At 72.2% G+C, this 25,648-nt stretch carries 22 protein-coding genes and 1 pseudogene; 17 read left to right on the top strand and 6 right to left on the bottom strand.

The genetic code is table 11. From position 1 onward, the window contains the following. The first annotated feature begins 72 nt into the window (after nucleotides 1-72). The 4 genes from WME89_RS29350 to WME89_RS29365 all read left to right on the top strand — a co-directional run bounded on the left by WME89_RS29350 (nucleotide 73) and on the right by WME89_RS29365 (nucleotide 5,319). The gene (locus WME89_RS29350; protein WP_438003000.1) at nucleotides 73-1,635 is read left to right on the top strand and encodes an ATPase domain-containing protein; all 1,563 of its coding nucleotides are present in this window, start codon (nucleotides 73-75) and stop codon (nucleotides 1,633-1,635) included. After that, the gene (locus WME89_RS29355) at nucleotides 1,628-3,322 is read left to right on the top strand and encodes a hybrid sensor histidine kinase/response regulator (RefSeq protein ID WP_438003001.1); all 1,695 of its coding nucleotides are present in this window, start codon (nucleotides 1,628-1,630) and stop codon (nucleotides 3,320-3,322) included. The genes WME89_RS29350 and WME89_RS29355 overlap by 8 nt, the downstream gene beginning before the upstream one ends. A 617-nt stretch (nucleotides 3,323-3,939) precedes the next feature. Then, nucleotides 3,940-5,064 (top strand): LLM class flavin-dependent oxidoreductase, encoded by a 1,125-nt coding sequence (locus tag WME89_RS29360; protein WP_438003002.1) that lies wholly within the window; start codon nucleotides 3,940-3,942, stop codon nucleotides 5,062-5,064. Between the two features lie 75 nt (nucleotides 5,065-5,139). Continuing rightward, on the top strand, nucleotides 5,140-5,319 hold the full coding sequence (locus WME89_RS29365) for a class I SAM-dependent methyltransferase (RefSeq protein ID WP_438003003.1): 180 nt from the start codon (nucleotides 5,140-5,142) through the stop codon (nucleotides 5,317-5,319). A 167-nt stretch (nucleotides 5,320-5,486) separates the two neighbouring features. On the opposite strand, the gene WME89_RS29370 is transcribed toward WME89_RS29365, so the two are convergent. Next, nucleotides 5,487-6,836 carry an ABC1 kinase family protein gene (locus WME89_RS29370; protein WP_438003004.1) on the bottom strand — a complete coding sequence of 450 codons (1,350 nt, stop codon included), beginning with the start codon at nucleotides 6,834-6,836 and terminating at the stop codon, nucleotides 5,487-5,489. Between WME89_RS29370 and ybaK the strand changes: the two genes are divergently transcribed. The 3 genes from ybaK (at nucleotide 6,814) to WME89_RS29385 (ending at nucleotide 9,280) form a co-directional block, all read left to right on the top strand. Beyond that, on the top strand, nucleotides 6,814-7,299 hold the full coding sequence (gene ybaK, locus WME89_RS29375) for a Cys-tRNA(Pro) deacylase (protein WP_437617898.1): 486 nt from the start codon (nucleotides 6,814-6,816) through the stop codon (nucleotides 7,297-7,299). The genes WME89_RS29370 and ybaK overlap by 23 nt on opposite strands. Before the next feature lie 71 nt (nucleotides 7,300-7,370). Next, nucleotides 7,371-8,195 (top strand): hypothetical protein, encoded by an 825-nt coding sequence (locus WME89_RS29380; protein WP_438003005.1) that lies wholly within the window; start codon nucleotides 7,371-7,373, stop codon nucleotides 8,193-8,195. Continuing rightward, nucleotides 8,192-9,280, top strand: coding sequence for a serine/threonine-protein kinase (locus WME89_RS29385; protein ID WP_438003006.1), 1,089 nt, complete (start codon nucleotides 8,192-8,194; stop codon nucleotides 9,278-9,280). Before WME89_RS29380 ends, WME89_RS29385 begins: the two co-directional genes overlap by 4 nt. Here the strand turns inward: WME89_RS29385 and WME89_RS29390 are convergent. After that, on the bottom strand, nucleotides 9,277-9,762 hold the full coding sequence (locus tag WME89_RS29390) for a DUF2243 domain-containing protein (RefSeq protein ID WP_438003007.1): 486 nt from the start codon (nucleotides 9,760-9,762) through the stop codon (nucleotides 9,277-9,279). The genes WME89_RS29385 and WME89_RS29390 overlap by 4 nt on opposite strands. Before the next feature lie 286 nt (nucleotides 9,763-10,048). Here WME89_RS29390 and WME89_RS29395 point away from each other — a divergent pair, with 286 nt between their 5' ends. Continuing rightward, the gene (locus WME89_RS29395) at nucleotides 10,049-10,789 is read left to right on the top strand and encodes a hypothetical protein (protein WP_438003008.1); all 741 of its coding nucleotides are present in this window, start codon (nucleotides 10,049-10,051) and stop codon (nucleotides 10,787-10,789) included. Between the two features lie 30 nt (nucleotides 10,790-10,819). Here the strand turns inward: WME89_RS29395 and WME89_RS29400 are convergent, their stop codons facing one another. Both WME89_RS29400 and WME89_RS29405 read right to left on the bottom strand, forming a co-directional pair. After that, nucleotides 10,820-11,173, bottom strand: coding sequence for a hypothetical protein (locus WME89_RS29400; RefSeq protein WP_438003009.1), 354 nt, complete (start codon nucleotides 11,171-11,173; stop codon nucleotides 10,820-10,822). Nucleotides 11,174-11,185: 12 nt separating this feature from the next. Then, nucleotides 11,186-11,695 carry an SDR family oxidoreductase gene (locus tag WME89_RS29405; RefSeq protein WP_438003010.1) on the bottom strand — a complete coding sequence of 170 codons (510 nt, stop codon included), beginning with the start codon at nucleotides 11,693-11,695 and terminating at the stop codon, nucleotides 11,186-11,188. 47 nt (nucleotides 11,696-11,742) lie between these two features. Here WME89_RS29405 and WME89_RS29410 point away from each other — a divergent pair, with 47 nt between their 5' ends. The 3 genes and pseudogenes from WME89_RS29410 (at nucleotide 11,743) to WME89_RS29420 (ending at nucleotide 13,573) form a co-directional block, all read left to right on the top strand. Continuing rightward, nucleotides 11,743-12,288, top strand: coding sequence for a Hint domain-containing protein (locus tag WME89_RS29410; protein WP_438003011.1), 546 nt, complete (start codon nucleotides 11,743-11,745; stop codon nucleotides 12,286-12,288). 9 nt (nucleotides 12,289-12,297) lie between these two features. Further along, nucleotides 12,298-12,621, top strand: a pseudogene (locus WME89_RS29415) (MopE-related protein); the annotation flags it as partial. A 10-nt stretch (nucleotides 12,622-12,631) separates the two neighbouring features. Then, a complete protein-coding gene (locus tag WME89_RS29420) occupies nucleotides 12,632-13,573 on the top strand; it encodes a hypothetical protein (protein ID WP_438003012.1) in 942 nt (313 codons plus the stop codon). Nucleotides 13,574-13,800: 227 nt separating this feature from the next. Here the strand turns inward: WME89_RS29420 and WME89_RS29425 are convergent, their stop codons facing one another. Beyond that, on the bottom strand, nucleotides 13,801-17,670 hold the full coding sequence (locus WME89_RS29425) for a serine/threonine-protein kinase (protein ID WP_438003013.1): 3,870 nt from the start codon (nucleotides 17,668-17,670) through the stop codon (nucleotides 13,801-13,803). A gap of 564 nt (nucleotides 17,671-18,234) precedes the next feature. Here WME89_RS29425 and WME89_RS29430 point away from each other — a divergent pair. From WME89_RS29430 to WME89_RS29450, 5 genes are all read left to right on the top strand, one after another. Continuing rightward, nucleotides 18,235-18,501, top strand: a complete 267-nt coding sequence (locus WME89_RS29430) for a hypothetical protein (RefSeq protein WP_438003014.1) — start codon at nucleotides 18,235-18,237, stop codon at nucleotides 18,499-18,501. Beyond that, a complete protein-coding gene (locus tag WME89_RS29435; protein WP_438003015.1) occupies nucleotides 18,498-18,650 on the top strand; it encodes a hypothetical protein in 153 nt (50 codons plus the stop codon). The genes WME89_RS29430 and WME89_RS29435 overlap by 4 nt, the downstream gene beginning before the upstream one ends. A 71-nt stretch (nucleotides 18,651-18,721) precedes the next feature. Next, entirely contained in the window at nucleotides 18,722-19,546 is an 825-nt protein-coding gene (locus WME89_RS29440) for an SDR family oxidoreductase (RefSeq protein WP_438003016.1), read from the top strand. Nucleotides 19,547-19,784: 238 nt separating this feature from the next. After that, nucleotides 19,785-20,456 (top strand): universal stress protein, encoded by a 672-nt coding sequence (locus WME89_RS29445; protein WP_438003017.1) that lies wholly within the window; start codon nucleotides 19,785-19,787, stop codon nucleotides 20,454-20,456. An 856-nt stretch (nucleotides 20,457-21,312) separates the two neighbouring features. Beyond that, the gene (locus tag WME89_RS29450; protein WP_438003018.1) at nucleotides 21,313-22,347 is read left to right on the top strand and encodes a hypothetical protein; all 1,035 of its coding nucleotides are present in this window, start codon (nucleotides 21,313-21,315) and stop codon (nucleotides 22,345-22,347) included. 50 nt (nucleotides 22,348-22,397) lie between these two features. Here the strand turns inward: WME89_RS29450 and WME89_RS29455 are convergent, their stop codons facing one another. Continuing rightward, a complete protein-coding gene (locus WME89_RS29455; protein ID WP_438003019.1) occupies nucleotides 22,398-23,879 on the bottom strand; it encodes a hypothetical protein in 1,482 nt (493 codons plus the stop codon). A gap of 755 nt (nucleotides 23,880-24,634) precedes the next feature. Here WME89_RS29455 and WME89_RS29460 point away from each other — a divergent pair. Beyond that, nucleotides 24,635-25,627: a hypothetical protein gene (locus WME89_RS29460; protein ID WP_438003020.1), complete on the top strand. Its 993-nt coding sequence runs from the start codon at nucleotides 24,635-24,637 to the stop codon at nucleotides 25,625-25,627. The last annotated feature ends 21 nt before the right edge of the window (nucleotides 25,628-25,648 follow it).

Here is a 25,648-nt window from a genome sequence, read left to right on the forward strand (position 1 = left end):
CCGAGGCCCGCGGCGCAGCACCGAGCTGGGCGCTTCCGCACGACAGGCGCACCCGATGGCGTAAAGTACCCCATGACATCTCGGGGGGATCGGACAGCATCGCTCGTCGAGGGACAGGCAGGCACGGGCGTTGCTGGCCTGGACAAGATCCTGCGCGGCGGTTTTCCGCGCGAGCAGATGCACCTCGTCCAGGGCTCTTCCGGCACCGGCAAGACCACGCTCGCGCTGCAGTTCCTTCTCTCCGGGATCGGGGCCGGGGAGAGCGGGCTGTACATCACGCTCGCCCAGACCAAGAAAGGTCTGGAGGCGATCGCCCGCTCCCACGGGTGGTCGCTGGAGGGCGTGAGCGTGCACGATCTGTCGCCCAACGACATCGCGGAGCACCTCGACGCAGACCAGACGGTCCTGCGCACGGCGGACGTGGAGCTCGGTGAGCTCACCCGGCAGCTGCGCCAGGTGGTCGAGCAGACCCAACCGAGCCGCGTTGTCTTCGATTCGATCGGCGTGATCGGCCTGCTGGCGGGCAGCACGCCGCGCTACCACCGCGAGATCGTGGTGCTCCGGCAGTTCCTGGTCGAGCGGGGGTGTACGGCGCTGTTCCTCGGCGAATGGCCGTCGGAGACGGAGCTGGAGGGCCCGCTCAACACCGAGTTTCACAGCCTGGCTTCCTGCGTGCTCCACATGGAGCACACCGCCCCGGACTATGGCGAGGTCCGGCGGCGCCTGCGGGTGATCAAGGTCCGCGGGATCGCTTTCCGCAGTGGATACCATGACTTTCGCATCCGGACGGGCGGTCTGGAGGTCTATCCGCGCGTGGAGGCGCGCCATAGCGGCGAGTACACCGAGTTCCGGCGCATTCAGAGCGGGGTCGGGCCGCTCGACCGGCTGCTCGGGGGCGGGCTGGAGCAGGGCACGGCCTGCCTGCTCATCGGTCCTTCAGGCGCCGGCAAGAGCACGCTGGCCGCGGTCTTCGCCCGCGCCGCCGTCCAGGGCGGCGACGCCGCCGCCATCTTCCTCTTCGAGGAGCGCCCGGAGCTGTTCAAGGTGCGGAGCAGCAGCGTGGGCATCGACCTGCAGCCGCACCTGGACGGCGGCCGGCTGACGATCGAGCAGATCAACACGGCGGACATCACCCCGGGAGAGTTCGCGCACCGGGTCCGCACAGCGGTGGAGTACGGCAAGGCCAGGGTCGTCGTGATCGACAGCCTCACGGGGTACTTCAACGCGATGGGGGACGTCTCGATGCTCTCGGTGCAGATGCACGAGCTGCTCAACTTTCTGAGTAGCCGCGGGGTGCTGACGCTCCTCGTGGTGAACCAGGAGGGGTTCATGAGCGTCGGGCCCGTGCCGGCGGTGGACGTCAGCTACCTGTCGGACTCGATCCTCGCCCTGCGGTTCTTCGAGGCGGACGGCGGCCTCCGCAGGTGCGTGGCGGCCATCAAGAAGCGCAAGGGCGAGCACGAGACGACGCTCCGGGAGCTGTTCATCAGCACCGAGGGTGTACGTGTCGGGGAGGCGCCGCTGCGGCAGTTCCGCAGCATCCTCAGCGGCGTCCCCGAGGCGATCGAGGGGGGCCAGGGCTGGAAGAGCAGCGGAGGCACGGCGGGGAGCGAGGAGGGGGGCAGCCGTGGATAGCGCCAGCGCCGTGCCGGATGCCTCGCCGTGCGACGAGCGCGTCCTGGTGCTGGCGCCGGTGGGGCGGGACACGCCGCTGCTGTGCCAGGTGCTCGACCGGGCAGGCCTCGCGCCCATGGCGTGCCGCCACATGGAGCAGCTCGCAGCCACCGTGCGGGAGGGCGCGGGGGCGGTGCTGCTGACGGAGGAGGCGCTGGCGCCCGCGGCCGTGTCAGAGCTCCTCGCGGCGCTGTCCGCGCAGCCTTCGTGGTCGGATCTGCCGCTCGTGCTGCTGGCCGACGCGAAGTCGCACGTGCGTTCCAGCCAGGATGCCATCGCGGCGCTGCGCGCGGCCGGCAACCTGACGGTCCTGGATCGGCCTGTCCGGGAGCTGACCCTGGTGACCGCCGTCCAGGCGGCGCTGCGGGCCCGGCGGCGGCAATGCGAGATCCGCGAGCTGGTCGCGCGCGAGCGGGCGGCGCGGAAGGCCGCGGAAGCAGCGCAGGACGTGGCGGAGGACGCGGTGCGGATCAAGGACGCGTTCCTCGCCACGGTGTCTCACGAGCTCCGCAACCCGCTGAACGCGATCCTGCTCTGGACGCGCCTCCTGCGCAGCGGGCGGGCCGACGCGCTGAAGATGCAGCAGGGCCTGCAGGCGGTCGAGCGGAGCGCCAGGGCGCAATCGCAGCTCGTCGAGGACCTGCTGGACGTCTCGCGGATGATGGCGGGCAAGCTCCAGCTGCGCCTGCGGGACATGGATCTGGCGCAGGTCGCCGCCGCGGCGGTCGACGCAGTCCGCCCCGCGGCGGAGGCCAAGCGGATCCAGCTCGAAGCCGCGCACGACGCCCAGGCTGGCCTGGTGCGCGTCGATCCCGACCGTATCCAGCAGGTGCTCTGGAACCTGCTGAGCAACGCCGTCAAGTTCACGCCGCCGGGCGGGCGCGTCCAGGTCCGGGTGTGGCGCGAGGAGGGCGAGCTCCGCGTCTCGGTCGCGGACACGGGCGACGGGATCAGCCGCGAGTTCCTCCCGCACGTGTTCGAGCGCTTCCGGCAGGCTGACACGATGCCGCAGCGGCGGCACGGCGGGCTGGGGCTCGGGCTCGCCATCAGCCGCCAGCTCGTCGAGCTGCACGGCGGCACCCTCTCCGCGGACAGCCCCGGGGAGGGGCTGGGCGCGGTGTTCACTGTCGCGCTCCCCGTCGGTGCCGCCGTGGACGGGACCCACGCGCCGGCCGCAGCGCGCCCGCGCGCCGGCGGAGCGGCCGCCGTCGCGCGACCGCTGCGCGGGCTCCGGGTGCTCCTCGTGGAGGACGACCCCGACACGCGCGACGTGATGGCCTACACCCTCGGAGAGCAGGGGGCGGAGGTGACGGCCGTCGGGTCGGCCCAGGCGGCGCTGAAGGTGCTGTCGGCGGCAGACGCTGGCGGCAGGCCGAACGTGCTGGTGAGCGACCTGGGCATGCCGGACCTGGACGGCTACGAGCTGCTCCGCCGGCTCAGGGCGATGGAGGGAGAGCGGGGCGAGCCCGCGCTCCCGGTCGCGCTGGTCACGGCCTATGCCCGCACCGAGGACCACGCGCGGGCGCTGGCGGCGGGGTTCGCCGCGCACCTCGCCAAGCCGGTCGAGCCGGATCTGCTCGCCGAGGCCATCGAGCAGCTCGCCCGGGGGGGCGCGTGGGCTCATTCTGGACCGGTCGTTCCAGAATGATCCGCGGGGGCGCGTGGGCTCATTCTGGACCGGTCGTTCCAGAATGATCCGCGGGGGCGCGTGGGCTCACTCTGGACCGGTCGTTCCAGAATGAGCCGCAGGAGCGAGGGTCGCGCGAGTCCGGCAAGGGTCCCCGCGCCGCACGGTGAGCAGGGGCCTTCGGGCTCGGCAACCCTGCAAGATCTCCCGTGCAACCTGTCAGCTGACCTTGTTGTGAGCGAAGTGAGCACCGTGAGCTCAAGGGGCGTGCCGCAGGCGCGCCTCGAGCCGCGCCCGGGCGCCCGGCCACTCCTCGCGCAGGATCGAGAAGAACGCGCCCGTGCGGCGCCGTGCACCCCCGGGCCGCCGCGGGGCGCGGATTGGCAGCCCCGCTGCTGCCCTGGAAACAGTCGCCGGTGATTGCTGCCCTGGAAACAATCGCTGGTGATTGCTGCCCTGGCAACAATCGCTGGTGATTGCTGCCCTGGAAACAGTCGCTGGTAATTGCTGCCCTGGAAACAGTCGCCGGTGATTGCTGCCCTGGCAACAATCGCTGGTGATTGCTGCCTGCGCCTGGCGGGGCGCGTCTTGCGAACGAAACATCATCATGGCATGAAGGCGCGGTTTAGGAGGTTTCGGTGAGCAGCGACTTTCTTTGGTACCTGCCGACGCACGGCGACGGCCGCGACTTGATCGGCAGCGCACACCACCTCGAGGCCGAAGCGCGGCGACAGCGAGCGCCGGACATCGGCTACTTGACGCAAGTCGCGCTGGCGGCGGAGCGCGCGGGCTTCCTTGCGACGCTCATCCCCACGGGCTCGCGCTGCGAGGATGCGTGGCTCGTGGCCGCGGCGGTCGCGCAGCACACGCGCCGCTTGAAGCTGCTGGTCGCGTTCCGGCCCGGGCAGATGTATCCGGCTGTGGCCGCGCAGAGCGTCGCCACCATGCAGCGCATCACGGGCGATCGTCTCCTGCTCAACGTCGTGACCGGCGGGAGCGCGAAGGAGCAGCGGGCGTACGGCGACTTCCTCGATCACGACGCGCGCTATGATCGGACCGACGAGTTCCTGGAAGTGGTCGACAAGGCGTTCGGCGGACCCGGCGTGACCCACGAAGGCGCGCACTTCCGCGTCGAGAACGGCGGGTTGGTGGAGCCGCTCGCCGTGCGCCCCACCATCTACTTCGGTGGCGCTTCCGAAGCCGCAGAGCGCGTGGCTGCAAAGCATGCGGACGTGTATCTGCTGTGGGGCGAGACGCCGAGCATGGTGCGCGATCGCATCGCCTCGATGCGCCGCCGCGCGGAAGACCTCGGCCGCGCGATTCGCTTCGGGCTGCGCGTCCACGTCATCACGCGCGACACCGAAGAGGACGCCTGGCGCGAGGCAAAGCGGCTGCTCGACGGCATCCCGCCCGGCGCGATCGAAGAGGCGCAGCGCGGGCTCGGCTCGATGGAGTCGGTGGGTCAAGCGCGCATGCTCTCGCTGCACGCGGGCAAGAAGCTCGGCGTGCGCGATTTCGAAGTGTCGCCGAACCTTTGGGCGGGCGTGTCGCTCGTGCGCGGCGGTGCCGGTACGGCGCTCGTCGGGAGCCATCGGCAGGTGGCCGAGCGCATCGCCGAGTACGAGGCGCTCGGTATCGATACCTTCATCCTCTCCGGGTATCCGAACCTCGAAGAGGCGGTGCGCGTGGGCGAGGATCTGTTGCCGCTCGTCTCTTCCTCGCGCCGCGCTCGCGCGCCGCTCGGCATCGTCTCCGCGTCGTGAGCGAGCCGCTGTTCACGATACGCTCGGGGGTGGCCCCCGTACTCACGGGCATTGGCCCCTACGCTCGCAGCCGAAGTGGGACTTGACGGCTCGGGCCGCCTCCTCGACGTCGGATGCGGTCCGGGCACAATTACCATCGAGTTAGCCGACCGCTTCGAGGAGGCTATCGGCCTCGACCCGGACGAGGACATGCTGACCGCGGCCGCGGATCGAGCACTTCAGGCCGCGCAGCGTCTTCTGCGCGGGCCGTGCTGACTTTACATTCGTAGTTTGTGCGCTCCAGCCTCGCCACCGGCGCCGCGCTCGGGCACGCACCGGAGCCGCCCTCCGCCGTGAAACAGGCGGAAACCATGAAAACGCTACTGTTTCCGGCGGCCCCTCGTCATCGACCTTTTTTACTGGCGGATCTCTGACGCGCGGAGCTACTCGAGCAGCCCGGCCTCGCGCAGGAACGCGCCCTCGACCGCCGCATAGTCGGCCTCCACGTCGAGCCGCGCGAGGACCGAGTAGAACCCGAACTGGAGCCGGTTCATGAACAGCATCCCCGGCGGCAGCTGCACGAACCCGCTGTCCTTCACCAGGATCTGCTCCTTGATCGCCTTCACGCCCTCGACGAGGCTCGCCACGTAGGCCCGCGAGACGCGGAACGGCGCGCCGAACAGCGGCTCGAAGCACCGCCGCGTGTACGCCAGCGAGAGCTCCTCGAACCGCCCGCCGCGCGTCCCCAGGATGAGCGCCGCGTGCCGCGCGAACGCCGCCTCGTCCTTGCGGAGCGCGGCGACGTGCATCGCGCGCCCGTGCTCGAGCCGCGCGCCGTCGAGCGGCTCCACGCAGCCGAAATCGAGGAAGGTGACCCGACCGTCCGCTTGAAAGAGGTAGTTGCCCGGGTGCGGATCCGCGTTGAACATCCCGCCGACGAGGTTGCCCTTGAAGACGAAGCGCCAGAGCGTCTCGGCGTACGCGCGCCGGGTGCGCTCGTCGCGCGTCGCGGCCTCCTCCAGGGTCGCGCCGCGCGCGAGCTCGGCGGTGAGCACCCGGCGCGACGAGCGCTCCGCGATGACCTCGGGGATGTGGATGGCCGGGTCCCCCCGGTGCACGCCCGCGAAATAGCGCTGCCGCTCCGCCTCGAGGCCGTAATCGAGCTCCTCGAGGAAGCGCGCCCGGACCTCCTCGAACACGCGCTTCGAGTCGACCTCCCTGGGCGCCACGGCGCCGACCATCGCCTGGACCACGCCGGCGTTCTCGAGGTCGCTCGCCATCGCCCTGTCGATCCCCGGGTGCTGCACCTTCACGGCCACCTCGCGCCCGTCCGCGAGCGCCGCGCGGTGCACCTGGCCGATGGAGGCGCTCGCGAACGGCGCGTCGTCCCAGGCCGCGAAGAGCTCGCCTATCTTTGCCCCGAGGTCCTCCTCGACGACCGCGCGGATGGCCGCGGGCGAGGACGTCGGCGCCGCCGCGCGCAGCGAGCGCAGCGCGGCCTCGTAGGCCTCGCGCTGGGGCTCGGGGACGAAGCCGTCGACGTAGCTCGCCATCTGGCCGACCTTCGCGGCGAGCCCGCGCATCGTGCCCAGCACCTCGGCGACGTGCGCCGCGGCCTCCGCGGCGGCGTCGCCCCGCCGCGAGAGCAGGTGGGCCGCCCCCGTACGGGCGCCGAGCCCCGCGAGCCGGACGAAGCGGTTCAGCCGGCCCTCGGGGACCTTCTTCTCGTTCGTCATCGGCGCGGCCGGGTCGTATAGCATGCCCCGGCCCATGAAGACGAACGCGGCGCGCATCCTCGACAGCCTCGGTATCCAGTACGAGCTGCGCACCTACGAGGTCGACCCGAGCGACCTCACGGCGAGCACGGTGGCGAGGAAGGTCGGCCTGCCGCCGGAGCAGGTGTGGAAGACGCTCGTGGCGCGCGGCGATCGCCACGGCGTCTGCTTCGCGGTGGTGCCGGGCAACGCGCAGCTCGACCTGAAGGCGATGGCGAGGCTCACCGGCGATCGCAAGGTCGACACGGTGCCCCTCAAGGAGGTCCAGCCGCTCACGGGCTACGTGCGCGGCGGGGTCACGGCGCTGGGCGCGAAGAAGGCCTATCCGGTCTACGCGGACGAGACGATCGAGCTCTTCGATGTCGTCTCCGTCTCGGCCGGCGTGCGCGGCACGCAGATCCTCGTGTCCCCGGGCGACTACCTGCGCGCGACGAAGGCCACCGTCGGCGCCATCGCCGCGCCCGGCGGCGAGGCGGATTGAGGGCACGCGCCGCCGGATCGCGGTATGCTGGCAGGGCTCGTCCGCGGTCCGAGCGCGGCGACGACGTGGATATGACCAGAGCGGCCAGCGACGTGCGCGACCCCAGCGAGCTGAGCACCGCCGAGCTGCGGCACCAGTGCCAGAGCAGCCACCCGTGGGAGCTAGGGCTCGGCGCGGTCCAGCTCGTCGCGTCGACCGCCGCGGGGGGCGCCGTGCTCGCCGCGGCCGCCGCGTGCATTCCGGGGTTGGTCCAGTGCATCAGCGTGGGCCCGGCGTTCGCGGCGGGGCTCGCCGTCTGGGAGTCGCTCGGGGCGGCCAGGGGGTGGCTGCCGGGCGCGGCGTACCGCGAGGAGCTCGCGTTCCGCGACTGGCACGCGGGGCTCTCGCCGTGGGTGGGCCGCGAGGCGGTGCGGCGCTGGGCAGCGCGGGCCATGACGCGCCGGCCAGCGGCCCCCGACTGGCTGCTCGTCCTCGAGGGCATCGCGCCGGCCGGCGGAGGGCGCCGCTGGGTCAAGGTCGAGCTCTCGCTGCCTCCGTCCTCGGCGGCCCCGTTCCGGGCGCAGGCCGGGGGGCACGCGCTCGTCCGCGCCGGCGGGGGCTGCGCGGGCGAGCCGCGCGCGCGGCGGCTCGCGCCCGAGGAGCTCGAGGACCTGCAGCAGGCGCTCGCGGAGCTGCCGGAGGGGCTCTCGCTGGACACGCTCGCCTCGCCCCGGGACCCGGCGGTGTTCAACGGCCACTGCGAGCTGCTCATCGCGAGGCGGGCGCCGTTCGCGGCGATCCAGCTGACCTGCGCCTTCCCGTCGTCCGCGGCGGGCTCGCGCGCGCCCTCGCTGTCCCTGCTGCGCCGGCTCGTCCAGCTGGCCTGGCCCGAGGGAGAGGGGAGCCTGTCCGGGTGATCGGCCAGACGATCGACGGCAAATACAGGCTCGTGCGCCTCCTCGGCGAGGGGGGGATGGGCGCTGTGTACGAGGCGGAGCACGCGACGGCGCACCGGCGCGTCGCGGTCAAGGTCATGAGCGGCCGCCACCTCACGGCCGGCAGCGACGGGGTGCAGCGCTTTCGCCGCGAGGCGCGGGCGGCGAGCGCGATCGACAGCGAGCACATCGTGCAGGTGCTCGACGCGGGCACCGATGAAGCGACGGGCATCTCGTACATCGCCATGGAGCGCCTCCAGGGGGAGGACCTCCAGCAGCGCATCGACGCGAGCGGGCCGCTGCCGCCGGACGTCGCGCTGCGCGTGGGCGCCCAGGCGCTCGCGGGCCTGCAGAAGGCGCACGAGGCGCGCATCGTCCACCGCGACATCAAGCCTGCGAACCTCTTCCTCGCCAGGCGCGGCGACGGCTCGCTCGCCGTCAAGATCCTCGATTTCGGCATCGCCAAGATCCTCGCCGATCCGCGGGTCGTGCTGCACACGACGGGGCTGACGAACACCGGCAGCCTGCTCGGCTCGCCGCTGTACATGTCGCCCGAGCAGGTCCTGAACGGCCGCGACGTCGATCACCGCACGGACCTCTGGTCGCTCGCCAGCGCGCTGTATTGCGCCCTGGCTGGCCACGCGCCGTACCAGCAGGTCGGCACGGTGGGGAAGCTCGTCTCCACCATCTGCAGCACGCCGCCGCTGCCGCTCCACGAGGTCGCGCCCTGGGTCCCGCTCGAGGTCGCGCGGGTCGTTCACGGCGCGCTGGCGCTCGATCCTGGCGCGCGCTACCCGAGCGCCGCGGCCATGCTGGAGGCGATGCGCCCGCTGCTCGCGGGCGGCACCGCGCTCGATCCGTCGATGGTGGTGCCCGCGCTCCGCGTGAGCAGGCCGACCGCCAGCGAGCCAGCGCGGCCGGAAGCGGCGCGGGACATCGCGGCGACCGACGCGGCCGAGCCGGTCCAGGGCGCCGACACGGCGTCGCTCGACACGGCCTCTCCGCCCGCGGGCAGCGGTGTTCCGTCGGGGAACACCACGGCGTCGCTCGACACGACCGCGCCCTAGCGCGCTGACAGCCGAGCCGGCGCGCCGAGGCTCGCCTCGCGCATCAGGCGCAGGCCGCCCAGCACCAGCAAGGCGCCGGACGCGAGGAACGCGAGGTCCCAGCCCAGCTGACCCGGCCCCGGGCGGACGTGGTGAATCTGGAGGAGGTGATGGTCGATCACCCCCTCGACGAGGTTGAACACGCCCCAGCCCACGGCGGCGGCGCCCGGGAAGATCCGTCCTGGCAGCCGGATCTCGCCTGTGCGCAGCGCGCTCCAGAGCTTGCTGACTCCTGCCACGGTGAGGCTGAATGCGACGACGCTGAACAGCCCGTCGGCGAAGATGTTCCTCCGCACGTCCTCGATGGTCGCGCCCGGATGGCAGCTGAAGCAGATCAGGTGGTGCCACTGCAGGAGCTGATGGAACAGGATCCCGTCGATCAATCCGCCGGCGCCCATGCCGAAGAGCACGCCTGCCGTCTTCACGGCGCGTGAGGTCCGCATGGGGGTATTCCTCTCGAACGGGCGCGCTGTGCTCATCAGGTCCTCCGGTGGCGCGGCCATGCGAGGGCCAAACCACGGAGTCCTCGCGCTCGGGACAGACCGCCCGGCCGGCTGAATGCCCGGTAATTCAGCTTCCAGGCGTCGGCGCTCCGGCGCAGCGGCCGACGGCTGTCCCGGCGCCGTCGCGGCCCTGTCGACTGGCCAGAGCGAGCCTGGCACGGAGTTGGCACATGCCCCGGCTCAACCGTTTCAAAGAAATGCTGAAAGGTGCCAGATGGATAATCGAATGAACCCGGAACACGCTGCGGGCACGTCGGAGCCGGAGCACCAGGGTCCCAGGCCGGTCCCCTACACGTACCACGATGGCCGCGAGGATTACCTCCACGTCGGCCGCCAGGAGGGCGCGGTTGCAGACCAGCCCGAGGCGCTGAACCCCGCGTCCGAGGGGATGTCTTCCCCTGCCGCGGCGACGGCCCTGCCGCCTGAAGCGGCCGCTCTGCCGCCTGAAGCGACCGCGCTGCCGCCGGCGGCCACGCCCCGGTCTCCCGAGGCGACGCCGCCCGCGCCGGCGCAGCGGCCTCAGCAGGCGGCCCCGATGAGTGAGATCGTCACGCGCGGGCTGCGGACCGGCGCCGTGATGACGGCGGCGACGATGTGCACGATGATGGCAGCGTCCACGCTCAAGCGCGGGTCGCCCTGGGCCTCCATGAACGCCATGGCGACGGCGGTCGGGATCGGGGGGCGCCGTGTGAGCGACCGGTTCGATCCGGTCGTCACGCCGGCCGGCATCGCGGTGCTCGCCGGGGGGTTGCTCGCGTGGGGTATCGGCTACGAGAAGGCGCTCGACGCGTCGGGGCAGCGCAGCGGCGCGCTCACGGGCGCCCTGTCCGCGCTCGGCGGCTTCCTGCTCGACGAGCTGGTCCTGCCCGACCGGCTCATGCAGAACTTCCGCGCCAAGATGGGCGTGGTCGGCACCCTCAGCAAGTACGTCGCCCTCGGCGTCGCGAGCGCTGCGGCCCCGCGGTGAGCGCATGGGGCGCGAGCGGGCCGCGCCCCGCTACCGCGGCCCCGCGGCCCCGCGCTCTTCCGTGCTCCGCTCCTCGTGCTGCGGCAGCGCGCCCACCGGCTGCGCCTCCTCGGCCGCGCCGCCGTCCGGCGCCAGCGCCTCCTCGGGCGGAGCCGCCGCGCCTGCGGCCGCGACGCTGGGGTCCCGCGGCTCGAGCGAGCCCGCCGGGCCGCCGCGCCCCGACTCCTCGTAGGGCCCCCCGCCGAGCGTGCCCGGCGCGCGCAGCTCGGCGTCCCTGGGATGCGGCCCGTCGAGCCGGAAGATCCCCTTCGATTGATCGACCTCGTCGATGCGCCCCTTGCCCTGCGCCTGCGGCTCGGACCGCTCCTCGTCATCGCGCCCCATGGTTCCTCTCTCTCACCCGACGCGCGCAGTGCACCTCCCGCACACGCGCGCCCCGGTGCTCTTCGTGCAGCACGTGAGGTGCCGGCGCGCGCCGGCGGCGTCCCGGCCGTCATCTGCCGCGCGATGCAATGATGAGCTCCAGCGCGTGCTGCCGCGGCCCGGGGAGCCTCGTCGCGAGCACCGCCGCCGCGACGACGCAGCAGACGCCGCCCGGCGCGACCTTCGCGGGCGCTCGGGCTCGTCGAGCTGGCTGTCGGCAGTGGACCTGTCCGGCTCGATGATACCGGGGCTCACCACGTTCACGCGGATGCCCTCCTGCGCGTACTCCACCGCGGCGTTGCGCGTGAGCGCGACGATGCTCGCCTTGGCGGCGCTGCGGGCACTTCCGGAGGCCTCCGCGTCGTTTGGCGGAGCGCGCAGCGCGGCCCCTGCGGTCCATGGCCGTTCATGGCAATTTGCGCTCGTGCCGCGCGCCGGTGTGGGCCGCGCGACCTCTGCTTTGGTCTCGTGTCCCCGCGTCATGGCGGGTATGTTCCCGCGCTCGCGCAGGAGAGACGACGATGAGAGCGATGTGGCGGGGTACCGGGGTGTTCGGGGCCGGGCTGTTGATGACGGGGGCGGCGTGCGGCACGGACAGCTGTTTCGTGCGCGGCACACGGATCGTGACGCCGCGGGGTTTCCGGCGCATCGAGGAGCTCGACTACGGGGACGAGGTCTTCAGCCTGGACCTCGAGCGGCGCGCTCCCGTGGTGCGCAGGGTGGCGCGGGTGCTCCGCGCCACGGCGACCGAGGTCCTCCACGTCGCCGCGGGGGAGCTGGTCCTCGCCGGCGTGACGGCCGAGCATCCCTTCTACGATGCCGAGCGCGGAGCGTGGGTCGAGGCGAGCGCGCTGCGCGAGGGGACTCGGCTCCTCGGCTGGCTCGGCTCGGCCGACGTCCGCGAGCTCTCCGTCACGGCGCACCGCCCTGCGCCCTCGGCCGGCAAGGTGGAGGTCTTCAATCTGACGATCGACGGCCCCGAGCGGAACTACTTCGCCGAAGGCCTGCTGGTCCACAACAAGTCCATGATGTGCTGGGACTGCGATCGAGACGGGTACCAGTCACCCGCGGACTGAGATGACGGCGATCCGTTGGTGCACCCGGGAGTCGAGGATGTGTGCGACGACGGCATCGACAACGACTGTGACGGCACGCAGTGCATCGACTATGATCCGGGTGGTATCGGCGACGCGGGCGGCGCGGGCGGCTCGGACGGCGCAGGTGGCGCGGGCGGCGCAGGCGGCTCGGGTGGCGCAGGCGGCTCGGGTGGCGCAGGCGGCTCGGGTGGCGCAGGTGGCTCGGGTGGCGCAGGTGGCGCAGGCGGTTCGGGCGGCGCAGGCGGCTCGGGCGAGTCGAGCCGCGCTGCAGGAGCGCAGAGCGCGACCGGCCGGGGCGGAGTTGGGGTATAGGCGTGCGGTCATGAACCGAACCCGCCTCCTCGCCAGCGCGCTCTTCCTCGCCGGCCACTTCTTCGCGCTTGGTTGCAGCGCTCCCAAGCCGGAGCCCGAGATTGCCTCCTCGGCCCCGCAGAGCGGCTACGCGGAGCGTTACCCGGCCGAGCTGCAGGCCACGGCCACGTCCTTCAGCGAGCGCGAGGACGTCGCGAAGCGCGTGACCGAGCAGTTCCAGGGCTACCCGGACCAGCTGAAGGAGCCGGACTGGAAGGTGGTCCTCGACGTCACCGCGCAGGCGGACGCGGCTGGTCGCAGCTACGACTACGTGGAGCGCGTGCGGGCGGTGGACGGTGCCGTGGCGTTCTTCAACGACAACAAGGAGGACCTCACCCGCAAGGTGAGCGGCGCCGCGCAGTATGTCGCGAAGCAGAAGGGCTGCGACGTCGACGTCACCGGCGCCACCTCGCACGCGCTCGAGGAGGGTGTCGAGCGCCAGCTCGAGAAGTACGTCCGCGACCGCAACGAGGCGCACCGTCGCATCGACCGCTACCGCGCCTCGCTCGGCAAGGAGAACGCCGCGGCGCTCGAGAAGCAGGCCGACGCCGTGAGCTTCGCGAGCTACGTCGTGCACATCGACATGGTCGAGCACAAGCTCCGGCTCCGCCGGATGCTCGAGGAGATCGAGGCGGTGAAGGCGTCGATCGACGTGTCCGTGGAGGCCGAGCGCACGTTCCAGTCGTCGGGCAAGCGCACCGACGAGGAGAGGAAGGCGTCGGAAGCGCGCATCGAGGAGCTCGGTCGCAGCAAGGCGATGCTCGACTCGGCCGCGACCCAGGCGAAGCAGATCGACGAGACGATGGACGAGCGCATCGCCGCGGCCCAGAAGAGCTACCGCGAGGCGATGGACCGCCTGCTCGCGACGATCCGGAAGAACGCCGGCCTCCCGGCCGAGCCCAGCGACGGCTGAGCTCTCGCCTTACCCCCCGGGGGGCCTCGTTCCCCGTCCCCCGGTCCCCCGGTCCCCCCGTCCCCCGTCCCCCGTCCCCCGTCCCCCGTCCCCCGTCCCCGTCTCTCGTGCGCGTGCGCGTGCGCGTGCGCGTGCGCGTGCCCCTCCCCCTCCCCGCTCTCCCCCTCCCCGCTCTCCCCCTCCCCGCTCTCCCCCTCCCCGCTCTCCCCCTCCCGCTCTCCCTCTCCCTACCCCAGCCACCTCTCCGCCATCGCAAGCGTCCTCCGATTATCCGGCAGCGTGAGAAACCTCTCCCTCCACACCGGATCACTGATCTTCCCCGCCCTCTCCAGCAGCCTCTCCCTCGCCGCCTCGATCGCCGCCGCGCAGTCCGCCTCCATCCCGTTCGCCGCCAGCGCCTCCGCATAGACGAGCCGCACCGACGACTCCCCCTCCTCGATCGCCCCGATCGCCTTCAGCATCGAGAACGCCTCCCCCGCCGCCGACAGCCCCTCGTCGAACCTCCCCAGCCCGAGCAGCGCCCTCGCGCGCGCCGCCACCGCCGCCGCGCGCAGCGGCGGCGCGCTCTGCAGGATCTCCGCCGCCGTCCGCGCCTCCCGCTCCGCCCCCTCGAAATCCCGCGCGATCAGCGCGATCCGCGCGAGGTACGTCCGCGCGCTCCCCTCCGTCCGCGGATCCCCGAGCCGCTGCGACAGCGCGATCGCCTCGCGCTCGGTGCGCTGCGCCTCCTCGATCTGCCCCCGGTAGCCGAGGACGTGCCCCAGGTTGCTCAGCGTCGCCGCCGCCAGCTCGTGCAGCCCCATCCGCTCCGCGCTCGCCAGCGCGCTGCGCAGCACCTCCTCCGCGCCCTCGAAGTCGCCGAGCTCCGCGTGCATGTAGCCCACGTTCATGCGCACCGCGCAGGCGTTGCCGCGGTCGCCGGCGCGCTCGAACGCCGCCAGCGCCGCCGAGAGCCCCACGAGGCAGGCGCCCGGGTCGCCGTTCACGAGCGCCCGGATCGACCGCGCCTCGTGCAGCCGCGCCATCACCTCGGCCTCCCGCTCCGCGAGGTCGGTCCCGTCGCCCTCGATCGCCTCGATCAGCGCGTCGGCGAACGCGTACCGCCCGCCGAACACGAGGAGCAGCGCGCCCTCGCCGAGGCACATGTGCTTCGCCACGCGCGCGCCCTCCACCGCCGCCTCGGCGGCCTGCGCCGCGCTCATCCAGCGCTCCACCCGGTCGAAGCCGCCCAGCTTGCCCGCGGCGACGGCGACCTGCTTGATCGCCGAGAACCACGCCGCCGAGCCGGCCGGCAGCCGGTCCACCGCCTCGATCCCCCGCTGCTCCGCGAGCGCGAGCTCCCCGCGCCAGACGTGCGCCTCCGCCTCGACGAGCCGCAGCGCGCCGAACGTGTGCGCGGTGGGGCCGCACGCGATCCCGCGCTCGGCGCGCTCCACCGCGGCGACGAGGTCCTGCGCCCGGAGCGCCTGCTCGGCCGCGCGGCAGTAGGCGGCCGCCGCCCGCGACAGCTCGCCGCCGCGCTCGAAGTGCTCCGCCAGCGCCATCGCGTCCGCCGCGCCCGCGCGCGAGAGCCAGTCGCCGGCGAGCCGGTGCCCGAGCCGCCGGTCGCCCTCCGTCAGCATCCCGTACGCCGCCTCGCGCACGATCGCGTGCTGGAAGCTGTACTCGACCTCGCCGGGCAGGCTCCCCTCGCCGCGCCGCGCGATGACCTCGCGCTGCTCGAGCTCGACCAGCTTCGGCGCCACGTGCGCCCCGCCGACGAGCGCCGAGACGCCGCCCTGCCAGAAGGTCTGGCCGAAGATGCTCGCCGCGCGCAGCGCGCGCCGCGCCTCGATGTCGAGCGCCTCGATGCGCGCCTGCACCATCGCCAGCACCGTCTCGGGCAGGTCGGCGCCCTTGCCGTCCGCGACCGCGCGGATCTGCTCCTCCAGGTAGAACGCGTTGCCGTCGGCGCGGTCGACGATCATCGCGAGCAGCTCCGGCGTGACCTCCTCGCCGAGCACCTGCCGCACGAGCCGCTCGCTCGCGCGGCGCGGCAGCCCCGAGAGCTGCACCTCGTGCACGCCGCGCCCCGCCCAGAGCTTCGGGAAGAGCTCGCGCACCTCGGGCCGGCCGAGCGCGAGCACCATGAGCCGCTGGTCGCCGAGGCTGCGGAGCGCCGAGTCGACCAGCATCACGCTCGGCAGGTCGCCCCAGTGCAGGTCCTCGAGCACGAGGAGCACCGGCCTCGCCGAGCACTCGGCCCGGAGCAGCTCCTCCCAGGCGAGGCGGATCTGGTCGCTCATCAGCACCGGGCTGCGCCGCGCCGCCATGAGCTGCACGCTGTCGCCGTCGGGGAACGGCACGCCGATGAGCTCGCCGAGGAACGCCGCCGTGCGCGCGGAGTCGCCCCGGCAGTACCGCTCGACGCGCGCGCGGATCTTGTGCTGCCGCGCCTCGTTCGGCTCGCCGTCGAACAGGCCGATCGCGCGCCGGAGCGCCGGGGCGAGCAGGGCGAACGCCGAGCCGGCGCTGATCGGGTCGCCGCGCCCGATCCACACCTCGACCTCCTCGCCGCGGTCGCGGAGCCGCCGGATCAGCTCGGTGCGGAGGCGCGACTTGCCGGCGCCCGCGGGCGCTGTCACGAGCACGGCGCTCGGCGTCGACTCCTCGACGCAGTGCGCGAACGCCGCATCGAGCAGCGCGAGCTCGCGGTCGCGCCCGACGCACGGCGTGGGCTTGCCGAGCAGGGGCGGCGTGGTGGCGAGCGCCTCGCGCTCGCCGTGGAGGCGGATGCCGGTCGGGTCGCGGGTGACGTCGAACCGCGAGCCCAGGAGCCCCGCGGTCACCTCGTCCAGGCGGACGGCGTCAGCGCCGGCCGGCGCGCGCGGCAGCAGGTGGATCGCGCGGTCGATCAGCTCGCCGACCGGCAGGCGCGCGGAGATCTCGGCGCGGCCGGTGACGAGCGCGACGGGCACGCAGCCGAGCAGCGCGTTCAGCGCGAGGGCGCAGCGCGCGGCCTGCGCCGCGAGATCGGTCGGGGCGCCGCCGGCGCTGAGCACGATGAGCGGCGAGCGGGACTCCAGGATCTCGAGCTCGCCCTGGTAGCGCTCGGCGACGGCGATCAGCGCCTTGCTGCGCTCGAGGTCCTCCTCCTGCGAGCGCGTCGCCTCCGCGTCGCCGGTCACGTCGCGCGCGAGCACGAGGCACATCATCTTGCGCTCGTTCGTGGTGATCTCGCTGCCGCGCACGGTGTTCATGGGGCGGCTGCTCACCGCGCCCGCGCCCAGGTCGTCGAGCGCGAGGAGCTCGGCCGCGACGGCGTCGCCGTCGCGTGGCCGCTCCTGCGGCGGCTTCGCGAGCATGCGCGCGACGAGGTCGTCGAGCGCCTCGGGGATGTCCCCGCGGAGCTCGCGGAGCCGCGGCGGGTCCTCGAGGATCACCTTGATGAGCACCGACAGCCCGTCGGCGCCCTGGAACGCCGAGCGCCCGGTGAGGCACTTGAAGAGCACGCAGCCGAGCGAGAAGACGTCGGCGCGGGCGTCGATGTTCGGCTCGCTGCGGGCCTGCTCGGGCGACATGTAGCCCGGGGTGCCGACCATCGTGCCGGGCATGGTGAGGTGCCGGTCGATGGCGCCGAGGCGCACCACGCCGAAGTCGAGGAGGGTGACGCCCTCGACCGCGTCGCCGACGAGGAGCAGGTTGCTCGGCTTGAGGTCGCGGTGGACGATGCCGGCGCGGTGGATGACGCCGAGCGTGGAGGCGATGCTCGTGGCGAGCGCGACGCTCTCGGCGATCGTGAGCGGCTTGCGGGCGAGGCGCTCGGTCAGCGTCTCGCCGGTGAGCCACTCCATCGCGAGGTAGGGCTGCCCCGCGTCGGTCGCGCCGTGCGCGATGTAGCGCACGATGCCCCGGTGCCGCAGCGCGGTGAGCGCCTCGAGCGCCTCGGCCTCGCGCGCGAACCGGACCGCCTCCTGGAGCCCCCGGCGCTGCAGGACCTTGAGCGCCACCGGCTCGTTCGTGGCCAGATCGCGGGCGACGTACACGTCGCCCATCCCCCCGGAGCTGGCGAGGCGCTCGATCTGGAAGCGACGGTCGATGACATCTCCCACGCGCATCCCGGCTCCCCGTGTTACCTGAGACCTCGCATGAGCTTGCTTACAACGGTGAGTAAACGAACTCGGCGCCGATCGCCAGCGACTCCGCCCGGAGCGGCCGGGCGCGGTGGTGCGGCGGCCTGCCCGCAGCCGCGGCCAGTTCTGTGAGTTGACCAACAACATAGCGTTGTGGTGGTGCCGGTCGAGCAGGCCCGCGCGCGGCCCGCGTCCGGCTCGCGTCCGGTTCGCGGCGCCCGCGTCCGGGCTCGCGGCGCCCTCGACGCCGGCTCGCCTGGCATGCTGTGGGCAGGCGCGGGCCGTGGCGCCGCCGGCGCCGGCGGGGCGGGCGGCAGCTGCATCGGCGGCCCCGCGCGCTCGAGCGGCCGGGCTCAGGGGCGACCTCGCGCTCGCTCGACGACCACCGGGCTCCCCACGTCGGCCGTGCCCCCGCGGTGGGGAGGGCATTTTGACCATGGTGAGTAAAAATGCCCCGAACCGCCGGGCCCATGTCACGACGGCTCGCCGCGCCTGTCACGGTCACCTGGACTCGAATACCATGGCATACAGCGTGCTGGACCGAATCGCATGAAGACGAAGCTGTCCAAGAAGCAAAAGAAGAAGCTCAACAAGCTTGGTCGGAAGGTCATCAAGCCTGTGGCGGCGGTGACGAGCCTCGCCGCGGCGTTCACTGCCGGACTCTACGGTGCCAGGGCGAGAGGCTATCTGGCCAGCGCTGGCGATACGGTGACCACCAAGGTGAAGGGCTGGGCGAGCTCGCTGGGCGTGTCCAAGCTGGCCAATGGCATCTCGGGGAGAGCGCATCCCGAGGTTGAGCTCTCGCAGCCGTCATGAAGAAGAAGACCCGCCGTGCCCTTCGAAAGGCGGTCAAGGCGGTGTCGGCCGCGGCTGCGATGCTCGCGGTCGAGACCATCGGCTCCGCTGCGGGGAGCCTGCTGCGAGACGCCGTGAGGAAGACGAGAAAGAAGCGACGCGAGGACTGAACGCGCCCCGGCGACGGTCCCCGCACGAGCGCCTCGCGCCGGGCGTGGTCCTGGAGTAGCGTCCGCCCTCGATGGACACCCGAACTTATTTCCAGGGCAAGAGCGTTCTCATCACCGGTGGATCGAGCGGCATCGGCCTCTCGTTCGCGCGGCTCATCGCGGGCTACGGGGCCGCGGTGACGCTCGTCGCGCGGCGCCGCGCCCTCCTCGACGAGGCCGCGGTGGGCATCCGGCGCGAGCACCCTTCCGCGCGCGTCGACGTCCTCGAGCTCGACATCAGCCGGGCGGAGGACGTGGCGCGGGCGATGGAGTCGCGGCTGGCCGAGCGCCCGATCGATCACCTCGTGAACAACGCGGGCGCCGTGATGCCGGGGCGCTTCCTCGAGCTGCCGATCGAGGAGTTCCGGAGCATGATGGACGTGAACTTCTTCGGCGCCGTCCACCTGTGCAAGGCGGTGCTCCCGGCGATGGTGGCGCGCGGCAACGGCCACGTGCTCAACGTCTCGTCGCTGGCGGGGGTGATCGGCATCTACGGCTACACGCCGTACGCCGCGAGCAAGTTCGCCCTGATCGGCTTCTCGCAGGCGCTCCGCGCGGAGATGTGGCCGCACGGCGTCCGGGTGAGCGTGTGCATGCCGCCCGACACCGACACGCCGCAGCTCGCGTTCGAGAACCAGTACAAGCCCGCGGAGACCAAGGCCATCGCGGGCAACGTCAAGACGCTGGAGCCGGACGCGGTGGCGCACAGCATGGCCGACGGCATGGCGCGCGGTCGATTCGAGATCTACCCCGACGTCGGCTCGCGCGTGAGCGCGATCGCGCAGGGGGTCATCCCCGGCGTGGTCCGCTGGGTCTGCGACAGCGCGCAGCGGAAGGCCGGCCCCGCGGCGGGCTGAGCGCGGGTGAGCGGCCGGCGGTGGCTCGACGGGGGCCGCTCCGGGCGGCCGCCGTCGAGCCCCGCCGGCTGAAGCTCCGATTCGACGCCTCGAGACATCCACGCAGCGGGTGCGCGGACGCGCGCATCCGCTGCGCTCCTGGCTGCGCTGCGCAGCTTGCTGGCGCTCCATCGCGCAGGGCGGCGAGAGGCACGGACGTTGCGTGTCCGCGGCGAGGAACAACTCGGGAGGAAAACCTATGGAATCGAATACCTCGAGCGGCGCGAGACCGTTCAACGTCCTGGCAGCGGTCGATCTCTCACCGTCGAGCCGCGGCGTGCTCCTGCGCGCGCTGTGGCTGGCGAACGCGGAGGAGACGGGCGGCGAGGTCCACGTCGTGGCGGTGGCGGACAGCCGCCGGGAGATGCTGGGGTTGCAGGGCCTTGCCCAGACCTCGAGCTCCGCCGACGCCGCGGCCCAGCTCCAGGAGCTCGCGACCACCGTTGTGAAGGAGTTCGCGGTGCCGTCACGGCCCGCGCACGTCCAGCGCGTCGTCACGCACCTGCTCACGGGCGACCCTGCCCGGGAGATCGTCTGGCTCGCGGCGCACGTGGACTCGGATCTCATCGTGATGGGCACGCACGGGCGCACCGGCGTGGCGCGCGCCCTGCTCGGCTCGGTCGCCGAGCGCGTCTTGCGGACCGCGGGGTGTCCTGTCTGCGTCGTCCGGGAAAAGCACCACGATGACTCCTGGCGCGAGCCGGAGATCGAGCCGCCCTGCCCGGATTGCCTCGCGACGCGCAACCGGAGCGGCGGAGCGGACCTCTGGTGCGCGCGCCACCAGAGCCATATTCACGCCCATGTCTACTCGGGCGCCGCGACCGCGAGGACGGTGCGTGGCGCGGTGGTGCCCTGGGGGTTCTCGTCCTGACGTCGCTCGCCTGGGCGTCGTGAAGTCGAATGGTCCCGTCACTTTCGAAGTAATCGCGCTCGACGCATTGCGACTCGCGACCCCTATTTACACGCCGCCGCCATCGCTCGCGTCGCCGGGGGGAAAGCTCCATGTCCACTGGACCTTTTGCGCCGACCCGACCCATTCGTGCGCGCCCCTCAACGAGGCGCCCTTCCTGCGCGTAAAGGCCCCCTCGACGACTCTCGCACATCGCGTCGCGCGGTAGCGCGCTCCTTCCGGGCCCTTCTCCGCGAGAGGCTCGGCGACGTGCGCGTCAACGCGCCCTCGCTCCCGGCGTCGACAGCGGCAGAGCCTGGTGGGGTGCCGACACAACCGTCGTGTGCCTCCTTACCACTTGACGCCGCGTTGGAACTGGGAGAACGGACGAGCGCAACCGAAGCGGCTTGGGGGAACACATGGGACATCGGTTGGTGACGGGGGCGAGCGCGCTCGTGCTGTGGGGCGCGCTCGTGACGATGCTCGCGCCGGCGTGTGACTTGCAGTATGACTGTGAGACGGTGGAGCCGGGGGGCGCTGGCGCCGGAATTCCAGCAGGGTCAGTAGGAGCTGGGGATTACCTTAGGGACGGCGAAGGTGGCGAAGATGGCGAGGGGGAGAACGTCGAGAGCGAGTCGCTCGCGCTGATGGCGGGGTGCTCGCCATCCAAGGACTGCTACGACATGTACGCTGACTGCGAGGACATCGGCGGAAGCTGCATCAGGGGCTTTCCTGGATGCGACGTGCACGGGAGCAGCGCGTGCAAGAGCTGCTTCACCGCCTGCCTCTCTGACGTACCCTATCCACCGGCGTGCAACTGCAGCTCGTGCGGGTTTCGATGATGAGCCATTCGACGCAGGGCATGGTCCATGTCGCCATGGGCAGGATCGCCCAATCCGAGCTCGAGAAGCTCGTGTCTCCGGTCGTCGTTGAGGACGACAACCTCCTTCTTGGCCCGTCGAGCGCCGTTCCCGGCCGTCATCGCGCCCTGCGCGCTCGATACTGGGGTCGACAGCCGTCCGCAAAGCTCAACCAGGAGCTCGCCCGGCCCGACGGCCCACCGCTCTGCGTGGCGCTGCCGCCGACGGTCAGCGGCCTGCTGAGCTTTTGCAGGATCTGTTGCAGGATCTGCGCCTCTGGCGTGGAGCGAAGGCGCCCGGTGTTTGTCATCGATCTGAGGCCGGGCTTCACCGCGCCATTTCCACAAGGCGCGGATCCCGCGGAAGAGCTCTATTTCGACGTCGCGGAGGCATTGCGAGGCAACCCGCCGACGAAGCCATGTTCAGAGCTCGAGATCGCGCTCGCCGCCACGCTCTGGAAATTGTGGTGTCGTCGCTCTCCCGTCGCCCTTGCCCGTTTCTGTGCGTCGGGCAGCACCTTCCACTCGCAGCTCGCGAACCTCGGCCGCTACCTCGCTGGCCATTTCCCCAGGCAAGCCGGCGGCACGCTCTCTCTGTCGCGCTTCGACGAGCTCCTTCTGAGGCAGCTCTCTCGTGAGTGGATCACGTCGACCAGGGTGTTCACCAACGCGGCGAGAGAGAACCTGGGCTTGCACGCCTGGCTTGCACACACCGGGGACCTGTACGTGCCGAAGCGACTGCTGGAGTGGGCACGACACGGCCAGGGACGCATCGTCGAGTGCGAGGAGCGCCCGGAGAGGCCTTCCGAGATGAGTCGATGGTCCTTCCGGTGGCATCCAGGCGGCGAGGCGATCCTCGATGCGCTGCCGCGCCTGCAGGACGCGCCGCCTGTGTGCATCGGAGGCGCCGTCGCGTACGACGCCGCTCACCCCTGGGTGTGTCGCCTCGACGCAGCGGGCACGCCTTACCTGAGCCGGCCTGGCGCGGCGCCCACGAGCGACCGGCCCGCGTAGCGCGGCCTCGACGAGCTCGGCCTCGAAGACCGGAGGGCCAGCCGATCTCCCTACAACGAGCAGGGCGGCGGGCGGACCTCGGCGCTGCTGTCCACCACGAAGCCGCCGGCAGCTCGCTTGATGACGAGGTAGGTCGGGGTGCTGCTCATGTACCCGGCGAACGGGGGCGCCGCCGGAACACGCGCGGTCCACAGCCAGGCGGGAGCGTCGGGCGGTGTGGCGCAGCCAGACACCTCCGTGGACTCGATGCGCTCTGCGGCACGGGCGCGCTGGAGGCGCAGGTGCTGCGCCCTCAGTCCGGGCGAGCCGCTGGCCTCGGCGCTGGCCTCACGCCAGGGCTTCTCGAGCCAGGCATCGACGAACGACTCCAGATCGCCCGGCACGTCTGCGACAGGACAGGGGGAGGCGTCGAGCACCGCGCTCACGCGGGCGGGCTGCCCGGGGGACCGCCGGACGACGACGAACGCCTCTCTGCTCCACGCCCGCGGCGGGTCGCGCGCCGCGTGGAGCCGGAGACCGAAGACCCACGCGTGCTCCTTGGCCCGGGGCGCGCACTCGTTGACGCCGCTGTATTCCCACCGAGAGCCTCCAGCGTCGAGCGCTCGCAGCAGCGCGGTCGCCTGCGTCCCCGCGAGCTCCGCCGGGTTCTCCAGCCTGCCCCGGTGCTCCGGCGCGCCGAGCCAGCGCTCGACGGTCTCGTAGGGCACGGCGCTCTCATCGTTGCTCCTCAACCACCGCTCACACAGCCGCTCGCGCTCGCGGTCCGCCGCCGGCGATTCACCTGGATAGCCGTCGCGACAGCGAATGAATCGACTCACGTCGTAAGCCGACGTCGCCGCGTCGTACTTGCCGTCGTACTCGATCGTCATGCGCCCGCCGAAGCCATCCACGGGATGGAGCCGCCAGAAGCTGAAACGGAGATCCGAAAAGCCGTGTGTCCTCGCCGGGAGCGGGCGCAGGTGCGCGGGCACGTCGGCCACGACCGTCAGGCAGCGCGGGTACGCTTCGTTCACGAGCAGCCGCGTACCGGGGTTCATGAAACCCATCTGGTACTCGACCCGGACCTCCCGTCTGCCGTCGGCGTTCAGGTCCAGCGCGGTGTCGACAGTGAACGGGAACTGGCCGTCCCAGTCGTGAACACCGCGGGTCGCGAGATCCATCGGGCAGGAGCGATCGGCAAGCTCACCGATCCGGTACGCGAACCCGTCGATGCCCGGAGGCACTCCTGACTCCGCGTATTGCGCCGAGCGGACCTGACCCCGCAGGTGATACCTGCCCGGCGCGAGCTCGACCGACAGCGCCGGGCCGCACCCCAGCACCTTCCCCGGGCCGGCATCGGACACCGCCTGCACGCTGAGCAGCCCGCGCGTCGTGGTCCGCTCCGGCGACGGCGACGGCCCCGTGCTGGCCCACAGCCGCAGGGGCATCGGCACCTCGATCACCCAGAGCGGCGGGCTCGCGGCGTCCGCTGCCAGGGCCTCGCAGCCGAACTCCGCTTCCGTGCGCGCCGGCGTGAGCGGCTCGGGTCGCACGGCGTACGCTCCGAGCTGCCACGCGAGCGTGGGGACCGCCGCCGCGCTGCGAGACGCCGGGACCGCTGCGGCCTCATCGCGAGGCAGCGCTCTCCCTGCCGCCGGCGCGGCCGGCATCGGAACGGCAGCTCCAGCCCCCCTCGGCTCGTGGACCTTCTGCACGGCTCGAGAGGGAGCCTTCGCCGCCGGCCCGCACGCGCACAGGCCGAGCCCCACAGCCGCCAGGAGCCGCACCAGACCCGGCTCCGAGGGGCCCGCGGCTGGACTCGATCGTGGACGCTCTTCACCGTTCATGCTGCGGCGCACTTTCGCCGTTCGGCAATCCGCGTGCCGGACGCCCATCCCATCGACGCCGTCCGCTTCGTGGGCCGCGCCCGGGAAAGTGTTGCCACCGGGACACGGCCGCCGTGGGCGCCGAGACATGCTCGGCGGCGCCAGCGCCTCTGCGACGGGCGCTCCCCCGCGAGCGGCGCAACGGGGCGTCGATGAGCGCGCCGGCGTCGAGCGGGCGCTGCTCGTCCCCGACAGCGCGCGCTGGTGCAGGAGCGCGGGGTGCGGCGGCGAGACGAGCGCCCGAGCTGCGCTTGACAGCGCCCGAGCTGCAGATAATAAAATATATCAATCGAACTAATTTAAACGAACAAGCCCGGCGGCCACGTCTCTCTCGTGGGCGATGGATACGCGAACGTCCACGCTTGGCCCACGTCCTTGGCGTTATTTTTGTAGATCAATAAAACTAAAAAATCAGGAGCGGCATGATGATCACCAGGAAGATCCTGTACGTCCCGTTGCTGGCCGCGCTCCCCGCTTGCGGGGGCGGCGGGGACGACGAACCGGCGCCTGACGCGGTGTTCGGGCACTGCGACTACGTGAACTCCTTCACGGAGGAGGACGAGTGCAGGGAGTACCGCGGGGCCAGCTGGACCGACGCGGGCGCCCGGGCCGACTGCGAGGAGGAGGCCGGCGCGCTGTCGGCGGGCGCGTGCGCCCGGGCGGCGACGCTCGGGACCTGCGTGATCCCGGCCGGCGAGGGCATGTCGATCCACGTCATCCCGAGCGGCGACGACACGTCGCTGTGCTCGACCGTGGGGCAGGCGTGCGAGTCGTTCGCGCGCGGCGACTTCGAGCCGACGGCGGCCTGCGAGGGCAAGCTCGACGATCCTCCGCCCCAGCCCGTCGAGCCCGAAGCGGAGCTCGTGTGCAGCGAGCCGATCGAGGGCGAGCCGCCGGGCCAGAGCGAGGGCGGACAGGTCTGCACATGGAAGTCGATGTCCGGCTGCACGGAGCCGGGCCGGAACTTCGCCGACTACGTGTCCTGTGATCCGCTCTACGACGTCCGCGGCTACTACCCGGCCCCGCCGATGCCGGAGGCCACGCCCGACCCGCGGCTCGGCGACCCGGCGTACGCGGCGGAGCTCACGTGGGTGAAGGAGCAGATCGAGTCGTGCTCGTGCGTCTGCTGTCACCAGGGCAGCGAGACGCCGGCGGGGGCGGCGATCTGGGACACGGAGTTCGAAGGCAATTTCGTGAACTCGTTCAGCCCATGGGGGCTCGCGTTCATGGCCGGCTACGTGAAGAGCTCGATCTTCGGTTCGCGCGCCCCCGAGGAGAACAACGGGTTCTCGCGCGACGTCTCGGGCACGCCGACGACGGACATCGATCGCATGGTGAATTTCTTCACCGAGGAGCTGAGTCGCCGCGGGTACGCGCCCGAGGATTTCTCGGAGGACTCACCCGGGGCGTTCTGAGCCGCGCCGCTCCCCGCGGCG

The organism is Sorangium sp. So ce321 (genome assembly GCF_051530195.1).
GTDB lineage: Bacteria > Myxococcota_A > Polyangia > Polyangiales > Polyangiaceae > Sorangium.

Excerpts from the sequence above, each read along its gene's own strand:
- WME89_RS29430 (WP_438003014.1), top strand. The coding sequence starts at position 18,235 with ATGAAGACGAAGCTGTCCAAGAAGCAAAAGAAGAAGCTCAACAAGCTT.
- WME89_RS29460 (WP_438003020.1), top strand. The coding sequence starts at position 24,635 with ATGATGATCACCAGGAAGATCCTGTACGTCCCGTTGCTGGCCGCGCTC.
- ybaK (WP_437617898.1), top strand. The coding sequence starts at position 6,814 with ATGAAGACGAACGCGGCGCGCATCCTCGACAGCCTCGGTATCCAGTAC.
- WME89_RS29390 (WP_438003007.1), bottom strand. The coding sequence starts at position 9,762 with ATGCGGACCTCACGCGCCGTGAAGACGGCAGGCGTGCTCTTCGGCATG.
- WME89_RS29425 (WP_438003013.1), bottom strand. The coding sequence starts at position 17,670 with ATGCGCGTGGGAGATGTCATCGACCGTCGCTTCCAGATCGAGCGCCTC.
- WME89_RS29445 (WP_438003017.1), top strand. The coding sequence starts at position 19,785 with ATGGAATCGAATACCTCGAGCGGCGCGAGACCGTTCAACGTCCTGGCA.
- WME89_RS29380 (WP_438003005.1), top strand. The coding sequence starts at position 7,371 with ATGACCAGAGCGGCCAGCGACGTGCGCGACCCCAGCGAGCTGAGCACC.
- WME89_RS29400 (WP_438003009.1), bottom strand. The coding sequence starts at position 11,173 with ATGGGGCGCGATGACGAGGAGCGGTCCGAGCCGCAGGCGCAGGGCAAG.
- WME89_RS29410 (WP_438003011.1), top strand. The coding sequence starts at position 11,743 with ATGTGGCGGGGTACCGGGGTGTTCGGGGCCGGGCTGTTGATGACGGGG.
- WME89_RS29405 (WP_438003010.1), bottom strand. The coding sequence starts at position 11,695 with ATGACGCGGGGACACGAGACCAAAGCAGAGGTCGCGCGGCCCACACCG.
- WME89_RS29440 (WP_438003016.1), top strand. The coding sequence starts at position 18,722 with ATGGACACCCGAACTTATTTCCAGGGCAAGAGCGTTCTCATCACCGGT.
- WME89_RS29370 (WP_438003004.1), bottom strand. The coding sequence starts at position 6,836 with ATGCGCGCCGCGTTCGTCTTCATGGGCCGGGGCATGCTATACGACCCG.
- WME89_RS29395 (WP_438003008.1), top strand. The coding sequence starts at position 10,049 with ATGAACCCGGAACACGCTGCGGGCACGTCGGAGCCGGAGCACCAGGGT.
- WME89_RS29420 (WP_438003012.1), top strand. The coding sequence starts at position 12,632 with ATGAACCGAACCCGCCTCCTCGCCAGCGCGCTCTTCCTCGCCGGCCAC.
- WME89_RS29450 (WP_438003018.1), top strand. The coding sequence starts at position 21,313 with ATGATGAGCCATTCGACGCAGGGCATGGTCCATGTCGCCATGGGCAGG.
- WME89_RS29435 (WP_438003015.1), top strand. The coding sequence starts at position 18,498 with ATGAAGAAGAAGACCCGCCGTGCCCTTCGAAAGGCGGTCAAGGCGGTG.
- WME89_RS29350 (WP_438003000.1), top strand. The coding sequence starts at position 73 with ATGACATCTCGGGGGGATCGGACAGCATCGCTCGTCGAGGGACAGGCA.